The organism is Isoptericola sp. NPDC057559 (assembly GCF_042801555.1).
In the GTDB taxonomy this organism is placed as follows: domain Bacteria; phylum Actinomycetota; class Actinomycetes; order Actinomycetales; family Cellulomonadaceae; genus Isoptericola.
In genome coordinates this window covers 448,489-472,934 of sequence record NZ_JBHVFQ010000001.1, presented here as the reverse complement: position 1 = coordinate 472,934, position 24,446 = coordinate 448,489, and the positions used below count along the sequence as shown (strand labels likewise).

Sequence of the window (24,446 nt, the reverse complement as noted above, 5' to 3'; positions counted from 1 at the left end):
GCGCCCGGGCGACGATTCCCGGTGCGTGGGGCACCGGCACCCCGCTAGCGTGCGCGCATGGACCACCCGACCGCCGCGTGGCAGCTCACCGAGGACCCGCAGGCCTTCCTCGACGTCGTGGCGGGCGTGCTCGCCACCGACCCGGTGCGGGCGACGATCGTCGCGACGACGGCGCAGCGGTTGGCTGCCCGGGCCGCCCGTGGGGAGCCGGCACCCGACCACCCGCACTGGTTCGCCGTCGCCCGGACCGCGGACGGCGAGGTCGCCGGCGCGGCGATGCGGACGGCGACCATGCCGCCCCACCAGGCCCACCTCATGCCGATGGACCCGCGGCTCGCGACGTCGCTGGCGGACCTGCTCCTGGCCCGGGGGGAGGAGGTGCACGCCGCGAACGGCGCCCAGGCGCCGGCCCGCGCGTTCCTCGAGCGCGTCCGCGAGCAGGTGGGCGGCGAGGTGGGGCTCGCGCGCCCCACCCGCCTGTTCGAGCTGGGCACGCTGGTCCCGCCGTCGCGCACGCCCGCGGGCGGACCGCGCCCCGTCACGGCGGACGAGGTGGACGCCGCCCACGGCTGGTTCGGGGGCTTCGTCGCCGCCGCGGACGCGCAGGCCGGGCGCGAGCCGGGCACGACGGTCGCCCTGCCACCGCGCGACACGGTGGAGCGGCGCGTGGCGGACGAGAAGCTCTGGTGGTGGGAGGTCGACGGCGAGCCCGTGTCGCTCGTCGGCTTCATGGGCCCCGCGCTCGGCGTGGCCCGCATCGGCCCGGTGTTCACCCCCGCCCCGCACCGCGGCCGCGGGTACGCGGGCGCCCTGGTCACGCACGTGTCGGCGCTGCTGCGGGACGGCGGGCACCGCGTCTGCCTGTTCACCGACCTGGAGAACCCCGTGTCGAACGCCCTCTACCAGCGGCTCGGGTTCGAGCCGGTGGTCGACATGGGCGAGCTGCGGATCGCGTCGTGACCTCGGGCGGCGTCCCCGGCGCCCCTGACGTGGCCGGGCTGCGGCGCGCCGCTCGCGAGCGCGCCCTGGCCCGGCCACGGCTCCCGTTCGCGGGCGTGGTGGAGGACGTGGTGCACGACGGCGTCGCGCTGCGCCGCTACTCGCCGGAGGTCCGGGGTACCGGGGCGGCCGTCGTCTTCCTGCACGGCGGGTACGGCCTGTTCGGCGACCTCGAGCTGCAGGACGGCTGGTGCCGCCGCGCGGCGGCGGCCCTGGGCGTCGTCGTGCTGTCGGTGGACTACCGGCTCGCGCCGGGGTGGACGCTGGACGACGCGGTCGCCGACGCGCTCGCCGCGGTCGAGCTCCTCGCCCGCGACGGCTTCGACCGGCTATACCTGGACGGCGACTCCGCCGGCGGCGCCGTCGCGACCCTCGCCGCGGCGCGCAGCCCGCACCCGCTCGCCGGGCTGCTGCTCACGAACCCCAGCCTCGACCTGTCGCTGGAGACCTACGACGACACCCTGCCGGGCGGCCCGGGCCGCGAGCTCTCGGAGTACGCGATGCGCGCGTGGACGGGCGTCGCCCCGGGGTCCGCGCCGCGCCTGCACCGGTCGGCGCGCGGGCTTCCGGCGACGTTCCTCGCCGTCGGCGAGCTGGACTCGCTGCTGCCCGAGGCGCGGCAGCTGGCCGCGGCGTGCCGCCGCGACGGCGTGCCGTGCCGCCTGCTGGAGCTGCCCGGCGCGGAGCACGGTTTCGTCGGCACCGCCGTCGCGGGCGAGGTGCTCGCCGCGGCGGGCGCCTTCCTCGGCCTGGGCTGACCGCGACCGTCCGCGCACGGGCCGGCCGGCCCGTCGCAGGGGGACGGCGGGCCGGCCGGGTCCGGGGGACGCCGCGCGGGGCGACGACGTGGGGCGGGTCAGCTCACCCGAACGTCACCTCCAGGGTCCCGTCGGACGCGAACGTCCAGTCCAGGTCGCCGGCGTAGGCGCCGCAGTCGCCGGTGCCGTTCCAGGCGTTGGAGCCGTCGTCCGAGCCGGACAGCTTGTCGTTCGAGCCGCCGCCGCAGGAGACGTTGCCGCGGAACACGTGGGATCCCTCGTCGAACGCGAAGTTCCGCTCCTCGTTGCCGATGCCCACGTTGTCGGTGACCGTGATCGAGCCGGGGTTGCTGTTGTACGTGAACCCGTGGTGCCCGTTGCGGTACGCGATCGAGTCCCTGATCACGTGGTCGACCGCGATGCCGGAGCCGCCCAGCTTGAAGCCGTTCCGGTCGCCGCTGCCGGCCTGGGAGCCGTCGGAGAGCGTCCCGTTCTCGTACGCCAGCGAGTGCTCGATCGTCACGACGCCGATCGCGCCGGTGTCGGTCTTGGCGTACAGGTCCCAGCCGTCGTCGATGTTGTTGTGGGAGACGCAGTCGCGGAACACGTTGCCCTCCCCGACGGTCAGCTTGGCCGCGAACCCGTCCGCGTCCTCGCCGTCGGAGTCGGCGTTGTCGTACGACTCCGAGGTCAGCACCAGGTTGTCCGCGGGCCACTCCGCCTTCGGTGCCCCCGCGACCAGGCGGGCGATCTGCAGGCCCGTGTCCGCGTTGCCGCGCGTGACGACCCGCTCGACCACGTTGTCGTCACCGCCGAGCAGGATGCCGTTGTCCCCGGCGTTCTGCACGACGATGCCGTAGACGTGCCAGTAGTCGCCGCCCATGGCGAGGCCGCGGTTCGAGGGGTCCTCCGCCTGCGCCGAGAAGTCGAGCACCGGCGTCTCGCCCGGGTACGCGGCCAGCACGGTGCGTGCCGACGACGTGCCGTCGTCGCCCGGCTCGATCGTCAGCGTCTGGGAGAGGTCGTAGCGACCGCCGCGCAGGAAGATCTGCCCGCCCGGCTCGACGGCGGCGACGGCCGCCGCGACGGTGGTCGGGTCGGCCTGGGTGCCCGCCGCGCCGGCCGAACCGTCCGGGGCGGCGAAGATCGCGCCCGCCCCAGGGGTCGGCGCGCCCGTCGGCGGGTCGGTCGGGTCGGTCGGATCCGTCGGGTCCGTGGGATCCGTCGGGTCGGTCGGATCCGTCGAGCCCTGGCCGGCGTAGGTCTCGAGCTCCGCCACCTTCGGCGTGCCGGAGGCTCCGGTGATCTCGAGGTCGAGCTTGCTCAGGGTGGTCGTCGGCAGGGCGACGACGCCCGCGCGGCCGCCCGTGGCGAGCGCGGCCCCGGTGTCGTGGTTCACGATCCGGAACCCGGTGATCGTGCCCTCGGAGCCCGCCGCCTCGACCACGTTCACCTGCGACACCGTCTGCGGGGAGGCCCACTTGACCGACACGCGGCCCGTGGCGCCCGACGGCGACCAGAACGTGCTCCGGTCGCCGTCGACGACGCTGCCGTAGCTGGTGCCGGAGCCCTTGCTCGACCCGTCCGCGCCCGCGCCGAGGCTGAGGTTGGTGCCGGTGGGCGGGTCGGTCGGCGGGTCGGTCGGGTCCGGCGTCGGCTCGTCCGTCGGGTCCGGCGTCGGCTCGGGCGACTGGGGCCGGCACGAGCCGTCCGAGACCTGGAGCCCCGTGTTCGCGCCGGCGGTGGCCGCGACGACGTCGGGCACGCAGCTCGCGTCGTCGAGCGCGTACGCGTAGGGGATCGAGACCGTCGTCGTCGACGTCGGGTTCGGGCCGGCCGGGTTGGTGTCGGTGCCCGGCGCGGACCAGGTCACGTTGTCGAACGTGTTCCCGGAGACCTGCCAGTAGCCGGGCAGGTCGGTGTAGAACGTGCCGAGCACGTCCTTCGAGTCCTCGAAGTAGTTGTTGTCGACCTTGGCCTTGCCCCCGGCGCGCGCGTTGATGCCGGACTCGTGGATGTCCACGTAGTGGTTGTTGTAGATGTGGGCCGTCGCCCCGCGCAGCAGGGGGAGGCGCGAGTCGATGTTCTCGTAGAGGTTGTGGTGGTAGGTGACCGGCCCGTTCTCCAGGTCGCCGTCGCCCGACCCGACGAGCCCGCCGCGGCCGGAGCCGCGCAGGACGCTGTAGGAGAGGGTCACGTACCGCGTGTCGGCCTTCATGTCGAAGAGCCCGTCGTAGCCCTCGGACTCGCCGCCGGACGCCTCGAGCGTCACGTGGTCCACCCACACGTTCGACACCCCGGACTCCATGCCGATCGCGTCGCCGCCGTTGGAGGTGGGGGAGCCGGACTTCTTGACGTTCTTCACCGTGACGTTCTGGATGACGATGTTGCTCGACTCGCGGATGTGGATGCCGAGCTGGTCGAACGTGGCCCCGGCTCCCACCCCCACGAGCGTGACGTTGCTGATCTGCTTCAGCTCGATGACGCCGTCCGCGGTGTTGCAGCTGCCCCCGGAGACCTTGCTGGTGTTGCCATGGTTGATCGTGCCCTCGACCTGGATCGTGATCGGCGTGTCGTCGGCGGCGCGGCTGCAGAGCGCCTGGTGGATCTGGGTGCCGGTGGTGGCCTTGACGACGGCGCCTCCCGCGCCGCCCGTCGTGCCGCCGTTCTGGGTGGCGAACCCGGTCACGCCGCCTGTCGCGGCCTGGGCGCCGGGGAGCGTCAGGGCGGTCACTCCGATCGCGGCGGCCAGGGATGTCGTCACCCCCGCCGCGAGGAGTCGTCGCGCAGCTTGTCGGTTCATCTCGTTGCCTCACCTTCGTCGTCGAACGCGGGACTTTCACCGGTGCCGCGGGACGCCCTCGCGGGGGCGATCCCGTCGTCCGCGACCCTCATTGGTCACGAAGAGATCACAGCAACCGGTTTCCTGACCGTAGAGACCGGTTTCCCGCTACGCAACCCCTGGTCCACGATCTGGCGCGGGCGCACGCCCGGCGGAGCGTCAGCGCTCGAGGTCGACGGCCGCGCGCAGGGCGTCCCGGCGCGCGAGCCCGGCCAGGAGGTCCGCGACCTGCACGCGCGGGTCGCGCCGCGAGTCCACCTGCCGCACGCCCAGCAGCGGCGGCGGGGCGGGGGACACGGCGGCGGCGAGGCTCGCCGCCAGGAGGGCGGTGCGCTGCGGGGTGAGGGCGCTCTGCTCGTCGTGCACCACGGCGACCGACCGGCGGCCGTCGCTCCACCGCAGCGCCGTCCCCGCGAGCGCCGGGACCAGCGGCTCGAGCGGCGGCGGGACGGCGGGGTCGCCGTCGAGCAGGCGCTCGAGCACCCCGACGACGCCGTCCCGGGTGAGCGCGGCCAGCTCGGGCAGGTCGCGCGGGACCAGCGCGAGGAAGCGGTCGACGGCGGCGCGGTCCACCCGGCGCCGGTGCTTGAGCCGCGTCATCGCGACGAACGCCGCGAGCAGGTCGGTGCGCTCCCGCAGGGTCGCGGCCACGGCGCCGTGGTCGCGGCCGAGGGGCGTGCCGTCGAGGTACGACGGCGTGCCCGCCAGCAGGTCCAGCACCCGGCCGGCGAGGTGGTCGCGCTTGTCCACGACGTGCACCGTCGACCGCCCGTCGAGCGCGGCGCGGAACCACGCCACCGCCTCCGGCTGCCCGGGCCGCAGCAGCAGGTGGGCCTTGTGCTCCTCGGCCCGCCGGTGGTTGAACCGGGACCGCAGCGTGTCGAGCAACGCCGACGCCTCCGCCTCCGTGACGTCGACGCCCGCGTGCACGATCACCGGCGACCCCGGGTCCAGCAGGTTCGTGCCGGAGAACCCCGACTCGTCGCAGGCGATCTCCACGACGGCAGGCTCTCCGGCGGGCGCGGTCATGAGGTCATCCTGGGCTGGCCTGTGGGCGCGGCACCACCACATTGCCGCTCTGAGCCCGTCAGGAGTGGATGCTGTCGAGCTCCGCGATGTCCTGGTCGGTCAGGGTGAGCGCCGTGCCGGCGATGTTCTCGCGCAGGTGCGCGACCTTCGAGGTGCCGGGGATCAGAAGGATGTTCTCGGAGCGCTGGAGAAGCCAGGCCAGGGCTACCGCCATCGGGGTCGCCTCCCGTCGGGTCGCCACGCTGGTGAGCGCCTCGGCCTGAAGGGGTGCGAACCCGCCGAGGGGGAAGAAGGGGACGTAGGCGATGCCGTCGGCTGCCAGGTCGTCGATCAGTCGGTCGTCCCATCGGTTGGCGAGGTTGTACATGTTCTGTACGCACACGATCGGTGCCACTGCGCGTGCCTCGGCGACCTGCTCGGCGGTGACGTTGCTGAGCCCGAGCTGGGCGATCAAACCCTCCTGCTTGAGGTCCGCGAGAGTCTCCATGGCCTCGGTGATGGAACCCGGCCGAGGCCCGGTGGCGTCTCCCATCCGCATGGTGACCAGGTCGAGGCGCTCGACGCCCAGGGAGTCGAGGTTGGCGTGGACCTGCTGGCGCAGGTCGTCAGGGGTTCGTGCGGTGGGCCACCCGCCTTCGGCGTCGCGGTTCGCGCCGACCTTGGTCGCGATCACCGCCGACCCTGGATACGGACGCAGTGCCTCGCGAATCAGCTCGTTGGTGACGCGCGGACCGTAGGCGTCGCTGGTGTCGATGTGCGTGATGCCCTGAGCGAGGGCGTCACGCAGCACGGCGATCGCACCGTCACGGTCGGCCGGGGGCCCCATGGCCCCGGGTCCGGCGAGCTGCATGGCCCCGTAGCCGAAGCGGGTGACGGTCCGGTCGCCGAGGTTCCAGGTACCGCCAGGGAGGGTCGTCCGAGCTGTGGTCATGGTGCCGTACCTTCCTTCGTTCGGATCAGAGCTGGCGTCGCGCGGCGTCCCGAACCACTATTGGGGAGCAACTCTCTCGGAGGAAGAACGCACTTCAGAGTGCGTTACGCCCTGGACGGAAGGTCGGGTGTGATGGCGACGACAACCGCAGCCGAGGAACGAGACGCAGCCCGGGATGCCTATAACGCGTTCCTGGCGACGTGCCCGAGTCGCCAGCTTTTGGACCGGCTCGCCGACAAGTGGGCCGTGCTCATCCTGTGCGCGCTCGGAGGTGACGGCACCGGTGGCACGGGCGCGCCGGCATCGATGCGGTATTCCGAGCTCTCCCGCCTCGTTGCCGGCGTCAGCCAGAAGATGCTCACCCAGACTCTGCGCTCTCTGGAACGCGACGGACTGCTCACTCGTACCGTCACCCCGACCGTCCCGGTCACCGTCGAATACGCGCTGACTGACCTGGGGCTCTCGCTCTATCGGACCACCCGTCAGCTCCGGGCATGGGCGGAGGGCCACATGGACAGCGTCCAAGCCAGCCGCGACCTCTACGACACCCGGAGCTGACCCGGCGACGAAGCGCCCCGAGGGTCGGATGCCGGAGGAGATCGACCGGCGCTGACCGTGAGCTCGACGACCCGGTGCTGCATCGCTCATGGGGCGGCATGGACAGCGCCCACGAGCGGCCCGGTCCTGAACGACGAAAGTCCCGGCCAGGAGAACCTGACCGGGACTTTCCGAAGGTGTTCCGGCCCTGAAGCCGAATCACTCCTCACGTGCGCGAGGGGGGAGTTGAACCCCCACGCCCTTTCGGGCACACGGACCTGAACCGTGCGCGTCTGCCTATTCCGCCACTCGCGCGTGCCGCAGAACATTAACACGGTGCGGGGGGTGCCTCCCAATCGCCTGCTGGCGGCCCCGGGCGACCCCGACCGGCCCGGTCCCGACCCAGGTCGCGAGCACCCGCCGTCACCTGGTCGTGACCGGAAGGTCCCGCTTCTGCGCCGAGCGTTCGCAGGAAATCCACACCGCGCGGAGGAGTGGTGCTGCGGCCCTGCCTACGATCTAGATAGTCTGCCCGCGAACGAGTCGGGCCGACGGGAGGAGGTGGCATGGGCGCCCTGGAGCGCTTCGAGAAGAGCGTGGAGCGCGTGATGAACAACGCCTTCGCGAAGGTAGGACGCAACAGCGAGATCAAGCCGGTCGAGCTGGCGAGCCGTCTGCGGCGCGAGGTGGACGACCGCGCCGCCGTCGTCGGGCGCGACCGGACGGTCGTGCCGAACGAGTTCACCATCGAGCTGTCCACGGCGGACTTCTCCCAGATCGACGCCTGGGGTGCCGAGACGATGGCCGACGAGCTCGCGACGAACCTCACCGAGTACGCGGCGTCGCAGCACTATGCCTTCGTGGGCCCGGTCAGCGTGTCGTTCGAGGAGCACGAGGACATTCCCGCGGGCCGCTTCGAGCTCCGCTCCGCCACCGTGCGCGGGAACGTCGCGCCGGCGACCTCGGCGGCGCCGTCCACCCGCCACCCGCTCATCGACATCGACGGGCAGCGCTACCTCCTCACCGGACCGGTCACCGTCATCGGCCGTGACGCCGAGGCCGACATCGTCGTGGACGACCCGGGCGTCTCGCGCCGCCACCTGGAGATCCGCGTGACGCCGGACGGCGTCGTCGCGACCGACCTCGGCTCCACGAACGGCCTGTTCGTCGAGGGCCACCAGGTGCCCGCGGCCACCCTGCTGGACGGCAACACCCTGACGATCGGCCGTACCCGCATCATGTTCTGGACCGGCAGCGCCTCCGGCCAGCAGACCGAAGGCTGGTGATCCCCCCAGGATGAGCGAACTGACGATCACCCTGCTGCGGCTGGGCTACCTGGTGCTGCTCTGGGTGTTCGTGCTCTCCGCGATCGCGGTCCTGCGCCGCGACCTGGCCCCCCGTGGCGCCCCCCGGGCCTCGCGGGCGGAGCGCCGCCGGACCGACGCGGCGCCCGCCGCCACGCCGGCCGGCGCCGCCGCGGCCCCAGCCCCTCCCCGTCGTTCCGGCCCCACGCGCCTCGTCGTCACGACCGGGCCCCTGACGGGCACCACGCTCCCGCTGACGTCCGCGTCGATCCTCATCGGCCGGTCGCCGGGCTGCACCCTCGTGCTCGACGACGACTACTCGTCGTCGCGGCACGCCCGCATCTTCCCGCAGGGCGACCAGTGGTACGTGGAGGACCTCGGGTCGACGAACGGCACCTTCATCGGGGACGCCCAGGTGTCGGGACCGCAGCCGCTGGCGCCGGGTGTCGGTGTCCGGATCGGCCAGTCCGTCGTCGAGCTCCAGGGGTGACCGCTACGTGACCCTCACCCTGCGCTACGCCGCGCGGTCCGACGTCGGGCTCGTGCGGTCCAACAACCAGGACTCCGCCTACGCCGGGCCGCACCTGCTGGTCGTGGCCGACGGCATGGGCGGCCACGCGGGCGGCGACGTCGCGTCGCGCCTCGCGATCGCCGCGCTCGCTCCGCTCGACCGCACCGAGCACGGCCCCGAGGAGGCGCTCACCGACCTCGAGCACACCGTGGAGCGCGCCCGGCAGGACCTGGTGCGCGCCAGCGACGCCGACCCCGAGCTGGTCGGCATGGGCACCACCGTCACGGCCCTGCTGCACACCGGCACCACGCTGGTCATGGCCCACCTCGGCGACTCGCGCGCGTACCTGCTGCGCGAGGGCCGCTTCACGCAGGTCACTGTGGACCACACGTTCGTGCAGCACCTCGTCGACACCGGCCGTATCTCGCCGGAGGAGGCGGAGCACCACCCGCAGCGCAACGTCGTCATGCGGGTGCTGGGCGACTTCGACGTCGACCTGACCCCCGACATGTCCGTCCGTGAGGCGCGCGCCGGCGACCGGTGGCTGCTCTGCTCCGACGGCCTGTCCGGCTTCGTCACGCCCGACCAGATGGCCGAGGTCCTCACCGAGACCCCCTCGCCCGACGAGGCCGCCGACCTGCTCATCACGCTGTCCATGACGGCGGGGAGCACCGACAACATCACCGTCATCGTCGCGGACGTCGTCGACGACGAGGCCGCCCCGGAGCCGGAGGAGAGCGCCGCCGGCGCGACCACCGCGCCGCCCGCGGCCAGCACCGTGCCGCAAGTCGTGGGCGCCGCCGCCACCGGCGAGCTTCCCGAGGTCCTCGCGACCCCGGCGGAGGCCCCCGCGGAGGACCCTGCCCCCACGGACGCGATCGACCCCGACGACGAGGACCCGGACGACGAGGCGGACGACGCCGACGCGCGCCCGCGGCGGAAGCCGCGCCCCTGGATCACGGTCCTCGTGCTGCTGGTCGTCCTCGGCGGTGTCGGGTACGGCCTGTGGTGGGCGTACGGCTGGACGCAGCAGCAGTACTACGTCGGGGTGGCCGACGGCGAGGTCGCCGTCTTCCAGGGCATCCCGGCCAGCGCCGGCCCCATCACCCTGTCGACGCCCGTGGAGCTCACCGGCACGCCGGTCTCCGACCTGCCCGACTACTGGGCCGAACGCCTCGACGGGTCCATCCGGGCGTCGTCGGAGGCCGAGGCGCGCGAGCGTGCGGACCGGCTCATCGCCGAGGCCGCCCCCGAGCCCACGCCTACCCCCACCCCCACCCCGTCGACGACGCCGAAGAGCACGCCGACCCCCAGCACCACCCCGACGAAGGCGAAGGACACCAAGGCCGACGGGGGGTCGAAGGGGTGAGCGCCGCCGTCGACACATCCTCCGCGCGCACCGTCGAGTCCACGGAGCGACGGCCGGCACGCCTGGCCGAGCTGTTCCTGCTGATCCTCGCGCTCACCGCCGGGATCGCGGCGTTCGCCATGGTCGGCCGCAGCGTCACGGGCTCGCTGCCCACCGAGTTCTGGCCGGTCAGCATCCTGTTCGTCGCCGTCGCGCTCGCCGCGCACGTCGTCCTGCGCGTCCGCGCGCCGTGGGCCGACCAGGTGATCCTGCCCGCGGTCGTGCTGCTCAACGGGCTGGGTCTCGCGATGATCCTGCGCCTCGAGCTCGCGGGCATGAAGGGCGCGAACGCCTGGGCGCAGATGATGTACACCGCGCTGGGCGCGGTCATCGCGATCCTCATCGTCTGGTTCCTGCGCGACCACCGCTGGATGCGGCGGCTCACGTACACGGCCATGCTGGTCGGCCTGGTGCTGGTCGTGCTTCCGCTGGTCCCGGGCATCGGCCGCGAGATCAACGGCGCGCGGATCTGGATCAACATCGGCTTCTCCGTGCAGCCCGCCGAGTTCGCGAAGATCGCGTTCGCCATCTTCTTCGCCGGCTACCTGGTCGCCAACCGCGACACCCTGGCCCTCGCGGGCAAGAAGGTGCTCGGGCTCCAGCTGCCGCGCATCCGCGACCTCGGCCCGATCATCATCGTGTGGGCGGCCTCGCTCGGCGTGCTCGTCTTCGAGCGCGACCTCGGCACGTCCCTGCTCTTCTTCGGCCTGTTCGTCGCGATGCTGTACCTCGCCACCGAGCGCTTCAGCTGGGTGCTCATCGGCCTCGTGCTGTTCGCGGCGGGCGCGGTGCTCGCGACGAGCATGTTCTCGCACGTCGCGGCCCGCATGGACGTGTGGCTGCACCCGTTCGACGCCGATCTCTACGCGTCGGGGTCGTCGTACCAGATCGTGCAGGGCACGTTCGCGATGGCGGCCGGCGGCCTGTTCGGCACCGGTTGGGGCGAGGGGTACCCCTACAAGGTGCCGTACGCGTTCTCCGACTTCATCTACTCGTCCCTGGGCGAGGAGCTGGGCCTCACGGGCCTGCTCGCGATCCTCATGGCGTACCTGCTCATCGTGCAGCGCGGCCTGAGGACGGCGGTCGCCGTCCGCGACGGTTTCGGCAAGCTGCTCGCCGGCGGCCTCGCGTTCGTCATGGCGCTGCAGCTGTTCGTCGTCGTCGGCGGCATCACGCGCATCATCCCGCTGACCGGCCTGACGCTGCCGTTCATGGCGCAGGGCGGGTCGTCGCTGCTGGCCAACTGGATCGTCATCGCCCTGCTCCTGCGTATCTCCGACAACGCCCGGCGCCCGTCCGCCCTGCCGATGCGAGGCACGGTCTCGCAGGGCGGCGCGATGCACGACCCGATCGTCGTCGGCGCGTTCGACGACGCCCGGTCCGGCACCGGCACCCCCGCCGCGGGCACCCCGGTCCGGCGGTCGGCCTCCGACGCGCCGTCGCGCGGGTCGACCCCGGCGGACGCGACCCAGACCATCGATCCGTACCGCGACACCCGAGGAGGTGAGCAGCAGTGAACACGACCCTGCGTCGGCTGGCGGGCGTCGTCATGGTCATGTTCCTGGCGCTCATGGTGTCGACCACGTGGATCCAGTTCTTCCACGCGGACGAGCTCAACAACGACCCGCGCAACGTGCGTGCCATCTACGCCGAGTACGGCAACGCGCGCGGCCCGATCGTCGTCGACGGCGACGCCATCGCCTCGTCGACCCCGATCGACGACCCGTACGGCTACCAGCGCAAGTACGCGAACGGACCGCTGTACTCCCCTCTGACGGGCTACTTCTCCCTGGTCAGCGGCAAGTCGAAGATCGAGTCCACGGAGAACGACTTCCTCAACGGGCAGGCCGACGCCCTGTGGATGGACCGGCTGCAGAACCTGCTCACCGGCCGCGACCCCGAGGGCTCGTCCGTCGAGCTCACGATCGACGCGAAGGCTCAGAAGGCCGCATGGGACGCCCTCGGTGACCAGCGCGGCGCCGTGGTGGCCGTCGAGCCGTCCACGGGCAAGATCCTCGCCCTGGTGTCCAAGCCGTCGTTCGACCCGAACGACCTCGCGACGCACGACACGAAGAAGGCCAACGACGCGTACGAGGAGCTCGCCAGCGCCGAGGACAAGCCGCTGCTGAGCCGCGCCACGGCCGAGGCGTACCCGCCGGGGTCCACGTTCAAGCTGGTGACGGCCGCCACCGCCCTGGAGTCCGGCGACTACACGAAGGACACCCAGATCGACGCGCCGGTGACCTACACCCCGCCCGGCACCGAGAAGGCGATCCCGAACTACGGCGGCGAGGCCTGCTCGCCCACCGGAAAGATGTCCCTCGCGGACGCCCTCCGGATCTCCTGCAACACGGCCTTCGCGGAGCTCGGCGTCAAGCTGGGCAACGAGGCGATGTACGACCAGGCCAACCAGTTCGGCTACAACTCGCCGTTCGAGATCCCGTTCGACACCGCGAAGAGCGTCTTCCCTGCCCCGGACGACCCGGCCTGGGCGCCTCCGTTCGAGGCGTACAGCGCCATCGGGCAGTGGAGCAACGTGGCCACGCCGCTGCAGGTCGCGATGATCTCTGCCACGATCGCCAACGGCGGCACGATGATGCAGCCGTACTCCGTGGACACCATCCGCGACCCGCAGCTCGAGGTCGTGCAGCAGACGTCGCCGCACAAGCTGGAGCAGTCCGTCTCGAAGTCCACCGCCGACCAGCTCACGGACATGATGGTGGGCGTCGTCGACAGCGGCTCCGGCACCGCCGCCCAGATCTCCGGCGTCAAGGTGGCCGGCAAGACCGGCACCGCCCAGCACGGCGACACGACGAAGACGAAGCCGCACGCGTGGTTCACCGGGTTCGCGCCCGCCGACGACCCGAAGGTCGCGGTGGCCGTGATCGTGGAGAACGGCGGTTCCATGGGCTCGGAGGCCACCGGTGGTCGTGTGGCGGCGCCGATCGCCAAGGCCGTCATCGAGGCGGTGCTGAACGGATGAGGCCGAGCACCGGGCTCGCGCTGGGCGAGCGGTACCGGCTGACGCGCCAGATCGCCGTGGGCGGCATGGGCGAGGTCTGGGTGGCCGACGACGGCTACCTGGGCCGCGAGGTCGCGGTGAAGGTGCTCCGCGAGGAGTACACGGGCAACGAGGACTTCCTGCGCCGCCTGCGCACGGAGGCGCGTAACAGCGCCGCCCTGTCGCACCCCAACATCGCCCAGATGTACGACTACGGCGAGCAGGACGGCGCAGGCTACCTCGTCATGGAGCTCGTGCTCGGGGAGCCGCTGGCCGACCTGCTGGAGCGCGAGCCGGTCGTCGCGCCCCGCAAGCTGCTGCCGATCCTCGCCGCGACGGCGCGGGGACTGCACCACGCGCACCTGGCGAAGGTCGTGCACCGCGACGTCAAGCCCGGCAACATCCTGCTGGAGCACGGCGGCAGCGTGAAGATCACCGACTTCGGTGTGTCCCTGGCGGCCAACCAGGCGCCGATGACGGCCACGGGCATGGTCATGGGCACCGCCCAGTACCTGTCGCCCGAGCAGGCGGTGGGGCAGCCGGCGACGGCGGCCTCCGACCTGTACGCCCTCGGTGTCGTCGCGTACGAGGCCACCGCGGGCAAGCGACCCTTCACGGGGTCGACGCCGGTCGACATCGCGGTCGCGCACGTCAACGCGCCCGTGCCCGCGCTGCCCACGCACGTGCACCCCGGGCTCACGGACGTCATCGGCCGCATGCTCGAGAAGGACCCGTCGCGCCGGCCGGAGTCCGCAGCCGCCCTCGCGGGAGAGCTCGAGGCCCTCGCCCGGGAGATCGCGGAGGACCCGCTGGGAGCGCGTTCCCGGTCGGCCCGCCGTGTCGCCGCGGCCTCCCGCCAGGGGGCGCGACCCGCCCGGTCCGTCCCCGCGCACGCGGCACCCGCGCCGCGGCCCAGCACCCCCGCCACTCCTCCGTCCACCGCCCTGCCCGTCTCGTGGGCGTCGGTGACGCCGTCCGACGACGCGCACGCGACGGCGGACCGCGCCACGGCGCCCGAGCACCGGCCGGAGCCCGCTCCCGTGACCCCGAGCGCGGACGACGTCGTGCGCGCCTTTCCCTCGCGCCGCGACGTGCGCGCCGGGACGCACGACGCACGCCGCCCCGCGGTCCGCAGCACCCCGTCGGCTCCCGCCGCGACCCGAAGCCGCTCGGGAGCGGCCCGCCCCGCGTCCCCGCCGGAGCGGGAGGCGCGCCGCACGTCGACGTCCACGGGCCAGCGGTTCGGCCCGCTCGGGCGGCTGTCGTGGCCGCTGCTCGCGCTGCTCGGTCTGCTGGTGGTGCTGCTGATCGCCACCATGGTCCAGGCGATGGCGGCGGGTGCGGACGGCCAGGCCGCGGCGGTGCTCCTCGGCCCCGCCCTCGCGCTGACCGGCGGCCGGCCGGCGCCCCTCTCGACCCGCCCTGAGGCTCGACGCGCGGCGCTGCGCGACGCGCCGGGCACGACATCGGGCACCGCCGGCGACACGTCGCCGTGCCCGACGACCGTTCGCGCGGGCGTCCGTCCCGACTCTGGGATGATGCTCCGAGACACGCCGCGCGCCGCGCGTGCGGCCATGACCAAAAAGGACGACTGAGTGGTGGACAACACGCCCCGGGTACTCGCGGGCCGGTACGAGGTCGGTGAGCTCATCGGCCGCGGCGGCATGGCCGAGGTGCACATCGGGCACGACACGCGCCTCGGCCGCACCGTCGCGATCAAGGTGCTGCGGTCCGATCTCGCGCGCGACCCGTCGTTCCTGGCCCGTTTCCGCCGCGAGGCGCAGTCCGCGGCGGCGCTGAACCACCCCGCCATCGTGGCCGTGTACGACACGGGCGAGGACGCCTTCACGGACCCGCAGGGTGCCACGGTGCCCATACCCTTCATCGTCATGGAGTACGTCGAGGGCCACACGGTCCGCGACATCCTCCAGGACGGCGCAGCCGTGCCGATCGAGGAGGCTATCGAGATCACGGCGGGCGTGCTCAGCGCGCTCGAGTACTCGCACCAGGCCGGGATCGTGCACCGCGACATCAAGCCCGCCAACGTGATGATCACGCCCACGGGCGCGGTCAAGGTGATGGACTTCGGCATCGCGCGCGCGATGGCGGACTCCGCGGCGACGATGACGCAGACCCACGCCGTCATCGGCACGGCGCAGTACCTGTCGCCCGAGCAGGCCCGCGGCGAGACCGTGGACGCCCGGAGCGACATCTACTCCACGGGCTGCCTCCTCTTCGAGCTGCTCACCGGCCGCCCGCCGTTCATGGGCGACTCCCCGGTGGCCGTGGCGTACCAGCACGTCGGGCAGGCGCCGCAGCGCCCCAGCGAGCTCGCGTCCGACGTGCCCGAGGTGCTGGACCGCATCGTCCTCAAGTCCCTGGCCAAGGACCGCGACGCCCGCTACTCGACGGCCGCGGAGTTCCGCTCGGACCTCGAGACCGCGCTGCGCGGCGGCGACGTCACCGCGCCGCTGATCGGCGCGGCCGCCGCCGGGGCCGCCGCCACGCAGGTGCTGGGCCAGGGCGGCGCCACCCAGGTGATGGACCCGGCCGGGTCCACGCCGTGGGGCGCCACCGCCGTGCAGACCGCGGCGGGCGGCGAGCCCCCCGAGGAGGAGAAGAAGAGCCGCAAGGGGCTCATGTGGACGCTGATCGCGATCGGCGCGATCGCGCTGGCCACGATCATCACGCTCATCGTCATCAACTCCGCCGGCAAGGACATGGTCACCGTGCCGCCCCTGTCGGACACGATCACGCCGGCCGAGGCGGAGCAGCAGATCACCCAGGCGGGCCTGAAGTACGCGCAGGAGATGGACACCGAGTCCACCGAGCCGGAGAACACCTTCCTCGGTCAGGACCCGGATGGCGGCACCTCGGTGGAGCGCGACACCGTCGTCACGGTGACGTTCTCCGCGGGGCCGGACACGGTGGCCGTGCCCGAGCTCGCCGGCCTCACTGAGTCCGAGGCCGAGGCGAAGCTCACCGAGCTCAAGCTCGTGCTCGGTGACGTGAGCCAGAGCAACAGCGCGACGGTGGAGAAGGACCTCGTCATCAGCTCCAAGCCGGGCAAGGGCCAGGCGGTCAGCGAGGGCGACACCGTCGACATCGTGACCTCCACGGGTCAGGTCGACGTGCCGAACCTCATCGGCAAGACCGAGAAGGAAGCCAAGGACGCGCTCTCGAAGCTCAACCTCAGCTCGCAGAGCAGTACCGAGGAGAGCGACAAGACCCCGGGGACGGTCATCAGCCAGACCCCGAACCCGGGTTCTGTCCAGCAGCGCAGCACGGTCGCGATCGTGATCGCCAAGGAGAAGGCGCCGGAGAAGACCACGGTGCCCGACGTCGTGGGCAAGAGCGCCGAGGAGGCCCAGAACCTCATGGGCGACTCGCAGCTCCAGCCCGACACGACGTTCGCCCCGTCGGCAGACGTGCCCGTCGGCTTCGTGATCTCCCAGGAGAAGCCCGCGGGCACGGAGCTGGACGTCGACTCCCACGTGGGGATCGTCGTGTCGACCGGCCCCGAGGCGGGCGGCACCGACGAGCCCACGCCCACGGACACCCCGACCGACGGCGAAGACGGCGGTCTGGGCGACCTCCTGGGCGGGAACGACTGACCTCGCCGTCTCCCGGCTCGGCAGTCCGTGACGGACGCCGGTCGTGACCTTCGGGTCGCGACCGGCGTTCGCGTCAGCCGGCGGTGTGGACCAGCGGCGCCATGCCGCGGGAGCGCTCGACCGCGCCGGCGTCGCCGCACACGGCGAGCCAGTTGGCGAGCAGGCGGTGGCCGCCCTCGGTCAGCACGGACTCGGGGTGGAACTGCACGCCGTGCAGCGGCAGGTCGCGGTGCTGCAGGCCCATGACGACGCCGCTCGCGGTCGCGCCGGTCACCTCGAGCTCGGCGGGCACCGTCTCGGGCAGCACCGCGAGCGAGTGGTAGCGCGTGGCCGTGAACGGCGAGGCGAGGCCGTCCAGGACGCCCTCCCCGTCGTGCTCCACCAGGCTGGTCTTGCCGTGCATGAGCTCCGGCGCGTGGGCGACCGTGGCGCCGTAGACCTCGGCGAGGGCCTGGTGCCCCAGGCAGACCCCGAGCATCGGGGTGCGCGAGCGCGCACAGGCGCGGATGACGTCCTCCGACGCCCCGGCCTCCTTGGGGGTGCCCGGTCCGGGGGAGACGAGCACGCCGTCGAACGGCGTGCCGTCCTCGTCGTGGAAGACGCCGTCGGCGTCGGGCTCGGGGACGGCGTCGTTGCGCACGACGACGGTGCGCGCCCCGAGCTGGTCGAGGTAGCCGACGATCGTGTAGACGAACGAGTCGTAGTTGTCGACCACGAGGATGCGCGGCGCGGCGGGGGTGCTCTTCAACGGGGGCTCCTCGTGCGGGTCGGGATGGTCACGAGAACACGTCCGTGCCCTCGGGGACCGAGGCGTACTTCATCTCGGAGCTGCCGGTGTACGCGGGCAGGTCCAGCGAGCCGGCCTCCTTGACCGACCACCCGAGGGCGACCCAGTCGACGTACTGCTGGTAGATCGCCACGCCCGGGTCCTTGTCGAGGGACTCCCGGAGCGCCTTCGGGTCGCCGACGGCCTCGATGACGTACGGCGGCGAGAACACCTTGCCGTGCAGCAGCAGGATGTTGCCGGAGCAGCGGAACGCCGACGTCGCCGTGACCCGCTCGCCCTGCAGCGTCATGGCCTCGGCGCCGCCCGCCCACAGGGCGTTGATGACGTGCTGCACGTCCTGCTGGTGCACCACGAGGTCGTCGGGCCTGGCGCCCGCGATGGACTGGCTGGAGGCCGGCGCGTCGTCGAGCGACACCCGGACCCCGGAGCCGGAGACGGGCAGCGCACCCGTCACCACGGACTCGTCGGCGACGAGGGAGAGGCTGCGGGTGGGCAGGTCGGCGCCCGCCTTCTTCCCGAGGTCGTCGATCTCCGCCTCGAGCTCGTTCATCCGGTCCGTGAGGTCGGTGACCCGGTCCGACTCCGTCGTGACGAGCTCGGCCAGGTCCTGCGGGTCGCGCCCGTCCTTGGTGTCCGCGAGCTGGGCGCTGGCCGTGAAGAGGAGCCCGGACGCGGCAAGGACGCACGCGACGGTCGCGCTCGCGCGCAGTCGACGGTTCATCGCGGCACACACCTTCAGTCCCCGGCTGTCCTTCTCGAGCCTGCTGACGACTACGCTAGTCGACAGAATCACCGGCGGTGTCAGGCATCCGGCCTCCGACCGCCGCACCCGCCCGTCCGGACAGGAGCCCACCCCGTGCCCGAGTCGAAGTCCCGCAAGAAGAAGAGCGCCCCGGCCGAGCAGGCCGCGACCCCCGCGAAGGCGAAGGCGCAGGGCAACCCGCCCTGGCTCGTGCCCACGATGCTCGGCCTGATGATCGTCGGCCTCGCGTGGATCGTCCTGTACTACCTGACCGCTCCGGGGCTGGGGCTGCCGATCCCGGCGCTCAAGGGATGGAACCTCGCGGTCGGCTTCGTGCTGATCATCGGCGGCTTCGGGCTCACCACGCGCTGGCGCTGACGTCTTCCACGGGTGTAGTTCGTTCCACACCTGTGGATAACCCTGTGGGCGAACGCTAGAGCCAGCCCACCGAGGAGTACTTCCACAGGGTCGCGGCGACGAGGACGACGGCCACGCCGGCGGGGAGCAGCCATGCCACGAGCGCCTGCCGCTCGCGCGGCGCGAAGGCGAACCCCGCACCCAGCGCGAGTCCGACGGCGAGGCCGCCCAGGTGGGCCTGCCACGCGATGCCGCCGACGAAGAACGGGATCGCCATGTTGATGGCGATGAGGGCGACGATCTGTCCGGCGCTGCGCCCGGTGCGACGCAGCACGGGGATGATCGCGCCGAAGAGGCCGAAGACGGCCCCCGAGGCCCCGACGACGGCGGTGTTCCAGCCACCGCCCTCCACAGGAGCAGCGAGGAGCAGGTAGCCCACCGATCCACCGACCGCGGACAGCACGTAGAGCGTGACGAAGCGCGCACGGCCGAACGCCTGCTCGAGGAACGGGCCGACGAGCCACAGCGCGTACATGTTGAACAGGATGTGCAGCGGGCTCGTGGAGTGCAGGAACGCGGCCGTGAGGAAGCGCCAGGGCTCGTAGAGCCCGATCGACGGGGCGAACGCCCACCGCTGGGTCCACTCGCCACCCGTGACGAGCTGCAGGATCCAGCTCACCACGCAGATCCCGACGATCGTGAGCGTGACGACGGGCTTCCCGCCGCGCACCGTGCCGCCGAACATCGTGCGGGTGCTGGGCACCGCGCGCGCGGCCTGGTTGACGCAGTCGACGCACTGGATCCCGACGGCCGCCGGGCGCTGGCACTCGGGGCACGTGGGCCGGCCGCAGCGCTGGCAGCGCACGTACGAGACCCGGTCCGGGTGCCGCGGGCACACAGGCGGCGCCCCGGCGGGCTGCCCGGACTGCGGGGCGGGGGGTGTCGTGGAGATGGGTCGGCCCTCCGAACGGCGATAGGGAGAGGTCGGGGTCGAGAACCTCGTCGCAGTCGTATCTTTCCCGACGTGGAGCGCCCCTGGGGCGCGTGAACGCGACTGCGACGAGGTTCTCGACCCCGACCGTGTGACCAGGCGACCAGGCGTCGGTCAGGCGTCGGTGAGGCCTGCTCAGTCCTCGACGGTGACGCTGTTGATGACGATGTCGTTGACGGGGCGGTCGCCGGGACGCGTCGGGGTGCTGCCGATGGCGTCGACGACGGCGCGCGACTCGTCGTCGGCCACCTTGCCGAAGATGGTGTGCTTGCCGGTGAGCCAGGGCGTCGCCCCGGTGGTGATGAAGAACTGCGAGCCGTTGGTGCCCTCGACGGCGCCCGTGACGGGGTTGCGACGCTTGCCCGCGTTCGCCATCGCGAGGATGTACTTGCCGTCGAACACGAGCTCGGGGTGGATCTCGTCCTCGAACGTGTAGCCGGGGCCACCGGTGCCGGTGCCCAGCGGGTCACCGCCCTGGATCATGAAGTTGTCGATGACGCGGTGGAAGATCACGCCGTCGTACAGGGGGTCGTTGCGCTCGGCGCCCGTGGCCGGGTCCGTCCACGTCGTGGTGCCCTTGGCCAGCCCGACGAAGTTCGCGACGGTCTTGGGCGCGTGGTTCGGCAGCAGCTCGATGCGGATGTCACCGGCGGAGGTGTGGAGGGTTGCGAACATGCCCTCATCCTCTCACTCTCCCTCTCCCGGACTCTCACGACGCGGCGCGCGCGTAGCGCTGCAGGCCAGGGCACCTGGTGGCACAGTGGGTCCATGGTGCGAAAGAACGTGGGCGACAGCGTCAAGGACAGTGCCAAGGACCTCAACGAGAAGCTCGCCACCAAGGTGAGCGAGAAGGTCAACGAGATCGACACCGAGAAGCTCAAGGGCTCCGCGACGGAGGCCGCCGCCGTGCTGGTCGACGTCGGCGCCCGGGCCGCCGGTGGCGCCAAGGACGCCGCCTCTCAGGCCAAGGACTGGGCGGAGCCGCGCGTCGACAACTTCCTGGAGTGGCTCGTCCCGCGGGCGGAGAAGGCGTGGCGCGAGAGCGTGCTCGCCGCCGCCCCGCGGATCGAGAAGGCGGCCGACAAGGCCGGGCCGCTCGTCGACACCGCGCACGACAAGATCGTCGACGAGTACCTGCCGCGCGTGGTGACGGCCTTCAACGAGGCCGCGACCCGTGCGGGGGCGGCGGCCGGGGCCGCGGGGGTGGCGGCGGCCGACGCCGCGCGCGACGCCGCCGAGAAGGCCGGCCGCGCGGGCAAGAAGGCCGCGAAGAAGGCCGCCAAGGAGGCGGCGAAGGCCCAGGCCGCCGCCGAGAAGGCCGCCAAGGAGGCCGAGAAGTCCTCCGGCAAGGGCAAGGGGCTCTTCTGGTTCCTCGCGCTGGCCGGTGCGGCCGTGGCCGGGTACGCGTTCTGGCGTCGTGCCCAGCCGCAGAACGACCCGTGGGCCGAGCCCTGGGAGCAGCAGTCCCGGCCCGACTTCGACGGCGCCGCGCGGGACGCCCGCCACGCCGTCGGCGACGCGGCCGAGGCCGTGGGCGAGGCCGCCGGCCACGCGGTCGCGAAGGGCCGCGAGGCGGCCGAGCGCGCCGGCGAGAAGGCCGCCGAGCTCGGCGAGGACGTCGGGGACAAGGTCTCCGAGGCTGTGGACAAGGCGAAGGACAAGGCGACCGACGCCGCGAAGAAGGCGACCAACCGCACCCGGTCCACCGCCAAGAAGGACGACGACGCCGGTGAGGGCGAAGGCGACAAGGCCTGACCCGCACGCCGTACAGGACGGCACCCCACCGCACTCGAAGGCCCCCGCCCGACGGCGGGGGCCTTCGGCATGTCCACCGTCCCGCGGAGGGTGATGACATATCGCAAGTCGATATGGAATCATCGCGCCTCGATATGGCCCCGTGGTCGAAGACGCCCGAGAGGACACCACCGTCATGGCGCGACGCTTGTTCCGGATCGGCGGCTGGGCCGCCCTGGTCGCCGCCGTCCTCGCCGCCGCGACGGCCGTGACCGCGGGGGTGTTCGGGTCCTCGCACTCACCGGGAAGGCGGCCTACCCGGTGGACTACAGCGCCGGGCCGCTGCACTTCCGGGACGCACTCGCCGTCCAGGTCGTCACGGCGTCGCCGGTCTGCCAGGAGTTCGACATCCGCAGGCTCCTGCCGAACGAGTACCCGGGCAACGGGGACTTCTGCTACAAGCTCGTCCAGGACGGTGGCGAGCAGATCATCCACGACGGCGTCGTCTCCCAGGAGGAGAGCATCCGGCCGACGGAGGCGATGCTCACCGGGGAGGTGCGCCTCGCCACGACGGGAGGCTGGAACTCCTGGGTGGCTGCACAAGTCGTCAAGAAGGTGGTCATCGGAGCCGTGATCACGACGTGGCTGCTCCTGCTGTGGCGCCTGCTCGCCGCATCGGCCGCCGGGGACGCGTTCAGCTCCAGGACCGTGCGCCTCCTCCGCGCGCTGGGCTGGCTGACGATCGCGGCCGCCGTGCTGGCCCCGGCGTTGGACCACTTCACCGGCGCGCACCAGGTCGGGGGACTCCACTTCGCGTCGTACGGAGAGCCGGTCCTCGAGCCCGTGGGCACGGAGGGCTACCCCGGCGGCGTGAGCCTCGCGCAGGTCGCCCTGGGCGTCCTGGTGCTGCTGGTGGCCGAGATCTTCCGGCACGGCGCGGAGATCGAGGACGAGCGCAGGCTGACGGTCTGATGCCGATCGTCGTCCGGCTCGACCGGATGCTCGTCGAGCGCGGGATGACGCTCACGGAGCTCGCCGACCGCGTCGGCATCACCGTGGCGAACCTGTCGATCCTCAAGACCGGCAAGGCCAAGGCGGTTCGGCTCGCCACCCTCGACGCCGTCTGCCGCGAGCTCGACTGCCAGCCCGGCGAGCTGCTCGAGCACGTCGACGGACCCGCCGCCTGACGCCCCTGCCGCGCCACCCCGCCGTGCTCGGGAGCGTCAGGCTTCCGGCACGTCCTGGAAGGCGCGGACCTCGATCCGGCCCCGCAGCGCCCGGGCAGCGCGGGTGCCCCACTCGAGCGCCGCGTCCTCGTCGTCCGCCTCGATCACCCACAGGCCGCCGAGGTACTCCGCTGCCTCCACGAACGGACCGGGCGTCCGGGTGGGCGTGTCGACCGCCCCGTCGATCGTCGTCGCCGTGCTCGGCGGGTGCAGACCACCCGCGAACCGCAGGGCGCCCGCGGCCTCCAGGTCCGCGTTGAGGGCCCCGACCGCCGCGAGGGCGACCTCCAGCTCCGCGGGGTCCATGGACGTCATCGTGGGCTCCGTGGCGGAGTCGTGCGGCACCGACAGGAGGTACAGCGTCATGGTGGCTCCTCGGTCGTGCCGACATGGTGGCCGGCGGATCCCCTCCACCCTGCGCCCCGTGCGTGTTCGACGCTCAGCCGCGGCCGGCGGACGCCGTCGACGGCGCCACCGTCAGCCCGGTCCGCGCGACGACGACGGGGCACGACGCGTGGGCCGCCGCCTCCGCGAGCAGCGCCGCGGGGTCGTGCCACGGCCGCAGGTGGGTGAGCACGAGCAGCCGCGACCCGGAGAGTGCGGAGAGCCGGCCGGCGTCGCCCGCGGTGAGGTGCTGCCACGCGCCGTCCTCGACCGCCTCGCGCCCGTCGTCGAACCCGGAGGCTTCGGCGAGCAGGACCTCGCACCCCGCAGCGAGCTCCTCCAGCGCGACGCACGGCGCGGAGTCGCCGGTGTAGCACAGCGCGTCCCCGACCCGCACGGCGAAGCTGTGGTCGGTGTGGGGCACCCGGGCCAGGCGCAGGTCGAACGGGCCCAGGCGGAGCGCGCCCTCCGTCGTCTCCTGGACGGCGAGCACGTCGGGCAGCTGTCGCACGACCTCCGGGAGGTCCGGCGGCCCGACGACCGTGACGGGCGGCAGGGGGTCCGGGTACAGCGGCCGGTGCGTGCGGGCGTAGGCGAGGTGCTTCAGGTCCTCCCAGTGGTCGCCGTGGGCGTGGGAGAGCACGACCGCGTCGATCTCGTGCGGGGCCGCGTAGGCCTGCAGGGCGCCGAACGCGCCCGGGCCGACGTCGAGGAGGAGGCGGTACCCGTCGTCCTCGACGAGGTAGCAGGAGCACGGCGAGTCGGGGCCCGGGACCGATCCGGAGGAACCCACGACGACGAGGCGCACGGCGCCCACTGTAGGGCGGGCCGGCGCCCACGGCAGCGCCGTCCCGCTCGACGTGCCCGGGCGCGCGAACGGCCGCCGACCCGAGGACATCGGGTCGGCGGCCGTTCGCCGAGGGTGGAGCCAAGGGGACTCGAACCCCTAACCCCCTGCTTGCAAAGCAGGTGCGCTACCAATTGCGCCATGGCCCCGAGCAGCCCGTGGACAGGGCAAGGGGGAGAGGCTCAGTCGATGGTGTCGGTGACCTCGGACCACAGGTCCCGGTCTGCCGAGTCCTCGTTGAGCCGGCGCCAGACCAGGTAGCCCGCGCCGAGCGCGAGCAGGACGACGAACAGCTTCTTCATCATCAGCCTCCTCGTCACGACCGTCAGGCCGTGCGTGTCGGGCCCGGGCCTGTTGTGGCCTGGAGTGGGGCTAGGAGGACTTGAACCTCCGACCTCTTCCTTATCAGGGAAGCGCTCTAACCGTCTGAGCTATAGCCCCGAG

24 protein-coding genes and 3 tRNA genes are annotated in these 24,446 nt (G+C 72.6%); 14 read left to right on the top strand and 13 right to left on the bottom strand.

The features are described 5' to 3' along the window. Positions 1 to 57 precede the first annotated feature (57 nt). Together ACFU5J_RS02125 and ACFU5J_RS02120 are read left to right on the top strand one after the other, a co-directional pair. The gene (locus tag ACFU5J_RS02125; protein WP_430577648.1) at positions 58 to 960 is read left to right on the top strand and encodes a GNAT family N-acetyltransferase; all 903 of its coding nucleotides are present in this window, start codon (positions 58 to 60) and stop codon (positions 958 to 960) included. After that, positions 957 to 1,757, top strand: a complete 801-nt coding sequence (locus ACFU5J_RS02120; protein WP_430577647.1) for an alpha/beta hydrolase — start codon at positions 957 to 959, stop codon at positions 1,755 to 1,757. The genes ACFU5J_RS02125 and ACFU5J_RS02120 overlap by 4 nt, the downstream gene beginning before the upstream one ends. Positions 1,758 to 1,860: 103 nt before the next feature. Here ACFU5J_RS02120 and ACFU5J_RS02115 read toward each other — a convergent pair whose 3' ends face one another. The 3 genes from ACFU5J_RS02115 to ACFU5J_RS02105 all read right to left on the bottom strand — a co-directional run bounded on the left by ACFU5J_RS02115 (position 1,861) and on the right by ACFU5J_RS02105 (position 6,559). Continuing rightward, complete coding sequence (locus ACFU5J_RS02115; protein ID WP_430577646.1) at positions 1,861 to 4,560, bottom strand: polysaccharide lyase family 1 protein; 2,700 nt, start codon at positions 4,558 to 4,560, stop codon at positions 1,861 to 1,863. Positions 4,561 to 4,758: 198 nt separating this feature from the next. Then, the gene (locus ACFU5J_RS02110; protein ID WP_430573638.1) at positions 4,759 to 5,628 is read right to left on the bottom strand and encodes a DUF3800 domain-containing protein; all 870 of its coding nucleotides are present in this window, start codon (positions 5,626 to 5,628) and stop codon (positions 4,759 to 4,761) included. A 58-nt stretch (positions 5,629 to 5,686) separates the two neighbouring features. After that, complete coding sequence (locus ACFU5J_RS02105) at positions 5,687 to 6,559, bottom strand: oxidoreductase (protein ID WP_430577645.1); 873 nt, start codon at positions 6,557 to 6,559, stop codon at positions 5,687 to 5,689. 132 nt (positions 6,560 to 6,691) lie between these two features. Between ACFU5J_RS02105 and ACFU5J_RS02100 the strand changes: the two genes are divergently transcribed. Next, positions 6,692 to 7,117: a winged helix-turn-helix transcriptional regulator gene (locus tag ACFU5J_RS02100; RefSeq protein ID WP_430577644.1), complete on the top strand. Its 426-nt coding sequence runs from the start codon at positions 6,692 to 6,694 to the stop codon at positions 7,115 to 7,117. 210 nt (positions 7,118 to 7,327) lie between these two features. Here ACFU5J_RS02100 and ACFU5J_RS02095 read toward each other — a convergent pair. Then, a tRNA-Leu gene (locus ACFU5J_RS02095) sits at positions 7,328 to 7,411 on the bottom strand. Between the two features lie 251 nt (positions 7,412 to 7,662). Between ACFU5J_RS02095 and ACFU5J_RS02090 the strand changes: the two genes are divergently transcribed. Genes ACFU5J_RS02090 through pknB form a run of 7 tightly spaced genes read left to right on the top strand, consistent with a single transcriptional unit; the run spans position 7,663 to position 16,934 of the window. Next, positions 7,663 to 8,382, top strand: coding sequence for an FhaA domain-containing protein (locus ACFU5J_RS02090; RefSeq protein WP_430573636.1), 720 nt, complete (start codon positions 7,663 to 7,665; stop codon positions 8,380 to 8,382). 10 nt (positions 8,383 to 8,392) lie between these two features. Next, a complete protein-coding gene (locus tag ACFU5J_RS02085; RefSeq protein ID WP_430573635.1) occupies positions 8,393 to 8,890 on the top strand; it encodes an FHA domain-containing protein in 498 nt (165 codons plus the stop codon). Between the two features lie 7 nt (positions 8,891 to 8,897). After that, a complete protein-coding gene (locus ACFU5J_RS02080; RefSeq protein ID WP_430577643.1) occupies positions 8,898 to 10,280 on the top strand; it encodes a Stp1/IreP family PP2C-type Ser/Thr phosphatase in 1,383 nt (460 codons plus the stop codon). Next, positions 10,277 to 11,836 (top strand): FtsW/RodA/SpoVE family cell cycle protein, encoded by a 1,560-nt coding sequence (locus ACFU5J_RS02075; protein WP_430577642.1) that lies wholly within the window; start codon positions 10,277 to 10,279, stop codon positions 11,834 to 11,836. The genes ACFU5J_RS02080 and ACFU5J_RS02075 overlap by 4 nt, the downstream gene beginning before the upstream one ends. After that, positions 11,833 to 13,302, top strand: coding sequence for a peptidoglycan D,D-transpeptidase FtsI family protein (locus tag ACFU5J_RS02070; protein WP_430573632.1), 1,470 nt, complete (start codon positions 11,833 to 11,835; stop codon positions 13,300 to 13,302). Before ACFU5J_RS02075 ends, ACFU5J_RS02070 begins: the two co-directional genes overlap by 4 nt. After that, positions 13,299 to 14,915 carry a protein kinase gene (locus ACFU5J_RS02065; protein ID WP_430577641.1) on the top strand — a complete coding sequence of 539 codons (1,617 nt, stop codon included), beginning with the start codon at positions 13,299 to 13,301 and terminating at the stop codon, positions 14,913 to 14,915. The genes ACFU5J_RS02070 and ACFU5J_RS02065 overlap by 4 nt, the downstream gene beginning before the upstream one ends. Beyond that, positions 14,916 to 16,934: a Stk1 family PASTA domain-containing Ser/Thr kinase gene (gene pknB / locus ACFU5J_RS02060; protein ID WP_430577640.1), complete on the top strand. Its 2,019-nt coding sequence runs from the start codon at positions 14,916 to 14,918 to the stop codon at positions 16,932 to 16,934. Between the two features lie 73 nt (positions 16,935 to 17,007). Here the strand turns inward: pknB and ACFU5J_RS02055 are convergent, their stop codons facing one another. Further along, the gene (locus ACFU5J_RS02055; protein ID WP_430573629.1) at positions 17,008 to 17,682 is read right to left on the bottom strand and encodes an aminodeoxychorismate/anthranilate synthase component II; all 675 of its coding nucleotides are present in this window, start codon (positions 17,680 to 17,682) and stop codon (positions 17,008 to 17,010) included. 28 nt (positions 17,683 to 17,710) lie between these two features. Then, positions 17,711 to 18,442, bottom strand: a complete 732-nt coding sequence (locus ACFU5J_RS02050; RefSeq protein ID WP_430573628.1) for a DUF881 domain-containing protein — start codon at positions 18,440 to 18,442, stop codon at positions 17,711 to 17,713. 135 nt (positions 18,443 to 18,577) lie between these two features. Here ACFU5J_RS02050 and ACFU5J_RS02045 point away from each other — a divergent pair, with 135 nt between their 5' ends. After that, positions 18,578 to 18,841 (top strand): cell division protein CrgA, encoded by a 264-nt coding sequence (locus ACFU5J_RS02045; RefSeq protein ID WP_430573627.1) that lies wholly within the window; start codon positions 18,578 to 18,580, stop codon positions 18,839 to 18,841. Positions 18,842 to 18,896: 55 nt separating this feature from the next. Here the strand turns inward: ACFU5J_RS02045 and ACFU5J_RS02040 are convergent, their stop codons facing one another. Further along, a complete protein-coding gene (locus ACFU5J_RS02040; protein WP_430573626.1) occupies positions 18,897 to 19,685 on the bottom strand; it encodes a rhomboid family intramembrane serine protease in 789 nt (262 codons plus the stop codon). A gap of 261 nt (positions 19,686 to 19,946) precedes the next feature. Then, entirely contained in the window at positions 19,947 to 20,486 is a 540-nt protein-coding gene (locus tag ACFU5J_RS02035) for a peptidylprolyl isomerase (RefSeq protein ID WP_430573625.1), read from the bottom strand. A gap of 93 nt (positions 20,487 to 20,579) precedes the next feature. Here ACFU5J_RS02035 and ACFU5J_RS02030 point away from each other — a divergent pair, with 93 nt between their 5' ends. The 3 genes from ACFU5J_RS02030 (at position 20,580) to ACFU5J_RS02020 (ending at position 22,732) form a co-directional block, all read left to right on the top strand. Further along, positions 20,580 to 21,566 carry a hypothetical protein gene (locus ACFU5J_RS02030; RefSeq protein WP_430573624.1) on the top strand — a complete coding sequence of 329 codons (987 nt, stop codon included), beginning with the start codon at positions 20,580 to 20,582 and terminating at the stop codon, positions 21,564 to 21,566. A gap of 300 nt (positions 21,567 to 21,866) precedes the next feature. Next, positions 21,867 to 22,517 (top strand): DUF2975 domain-containing protein, encoded by a 651-nt coding sequence (locus ACFU5J_RS02025; protein ID WP_430577639.1) that lies wholly within the window; start codon positions 21,867 to 21,869, stop codon positions 22,515 to 22,517. Beyond that, positions 22,517 to 22,732: a helix-turn-helix domain-containing protein gene (locus tag ACFU5J_RS02020; RefSeq protein WP_430577638.1), complete on the top strand. Its 216-nt coding sequence runs from the start codon at positions 22,517 to 22,519 to the stop codon at positions 22,730 to 22,732. The genes ACFU5J_RS02025 and ACFU5J_RS02020 overlap by 1 nt, the downstream gene beginning before the upstream one ends. A gap of 36 nt (positions 22,733 to 22,768) precedes the next feature. Here the strand turns inward: ACFU5J_RS02020 and ACFU5J_RS02015 are convergent, their stop codons facing one another. The 5 genes from ACFU5J_RS02015 to ACFU5J_RS01995 form a co-directional block, all read right to left on the bottom strand. Next, positions 22,769 to 23,137 (bottom strand): YciI family protein, encoded by a 369-nt coding sequence (locus ACFU5J_RS02015; RefSeq protein ID WP_430577637.1) that lies wholly within the window; start codon positions 23,135 to 23,137, stop codon positions 22,769 to 22,771. A 73-nt stretch (positions 23,138 to 23,210) separates the two neighbouring features. Continuing rightward, entirely contained in the window at positions 23,211 to 23,963 is a 753-nt protein-coding gene (locus tag ACFU5J_RS02010; RefSeq protein ID WP_430577636.1) for an MBL fold metallo-hydrolase, read from the bottom strand. 115 nt (positions 23,964 to 24,078) lie between these two features. Beyond that, positions 24,079 to 24,151 (bottom strand) — tRNA-Ala (locus ACFU5J_RS02005). A 33-nt stretch (positions 24,152 to 24,184) separates the two neighbouring features. Next, positions 24,185 to 24,322, bottom strand: a complete 138-nt coding sequence (locus ACFU5J_RS02000) for a DLW-39 family protein (protein WP_430577635.1) — start codon at positions 24,320 to 24,322, stop codon at positions 24,185 to 24,187. A 47-nt stretch (positions 24,323 to 24,369) separates the two neighbouring features. Then, a tRNA-Ile gene (locus tag ACFU5J_RS01995) sits at positions 24,370 to 24,443 on the bottom strand. Between the last annotated feature and the right edge of the window lie 3 nt (positions 24,444 to 24,446).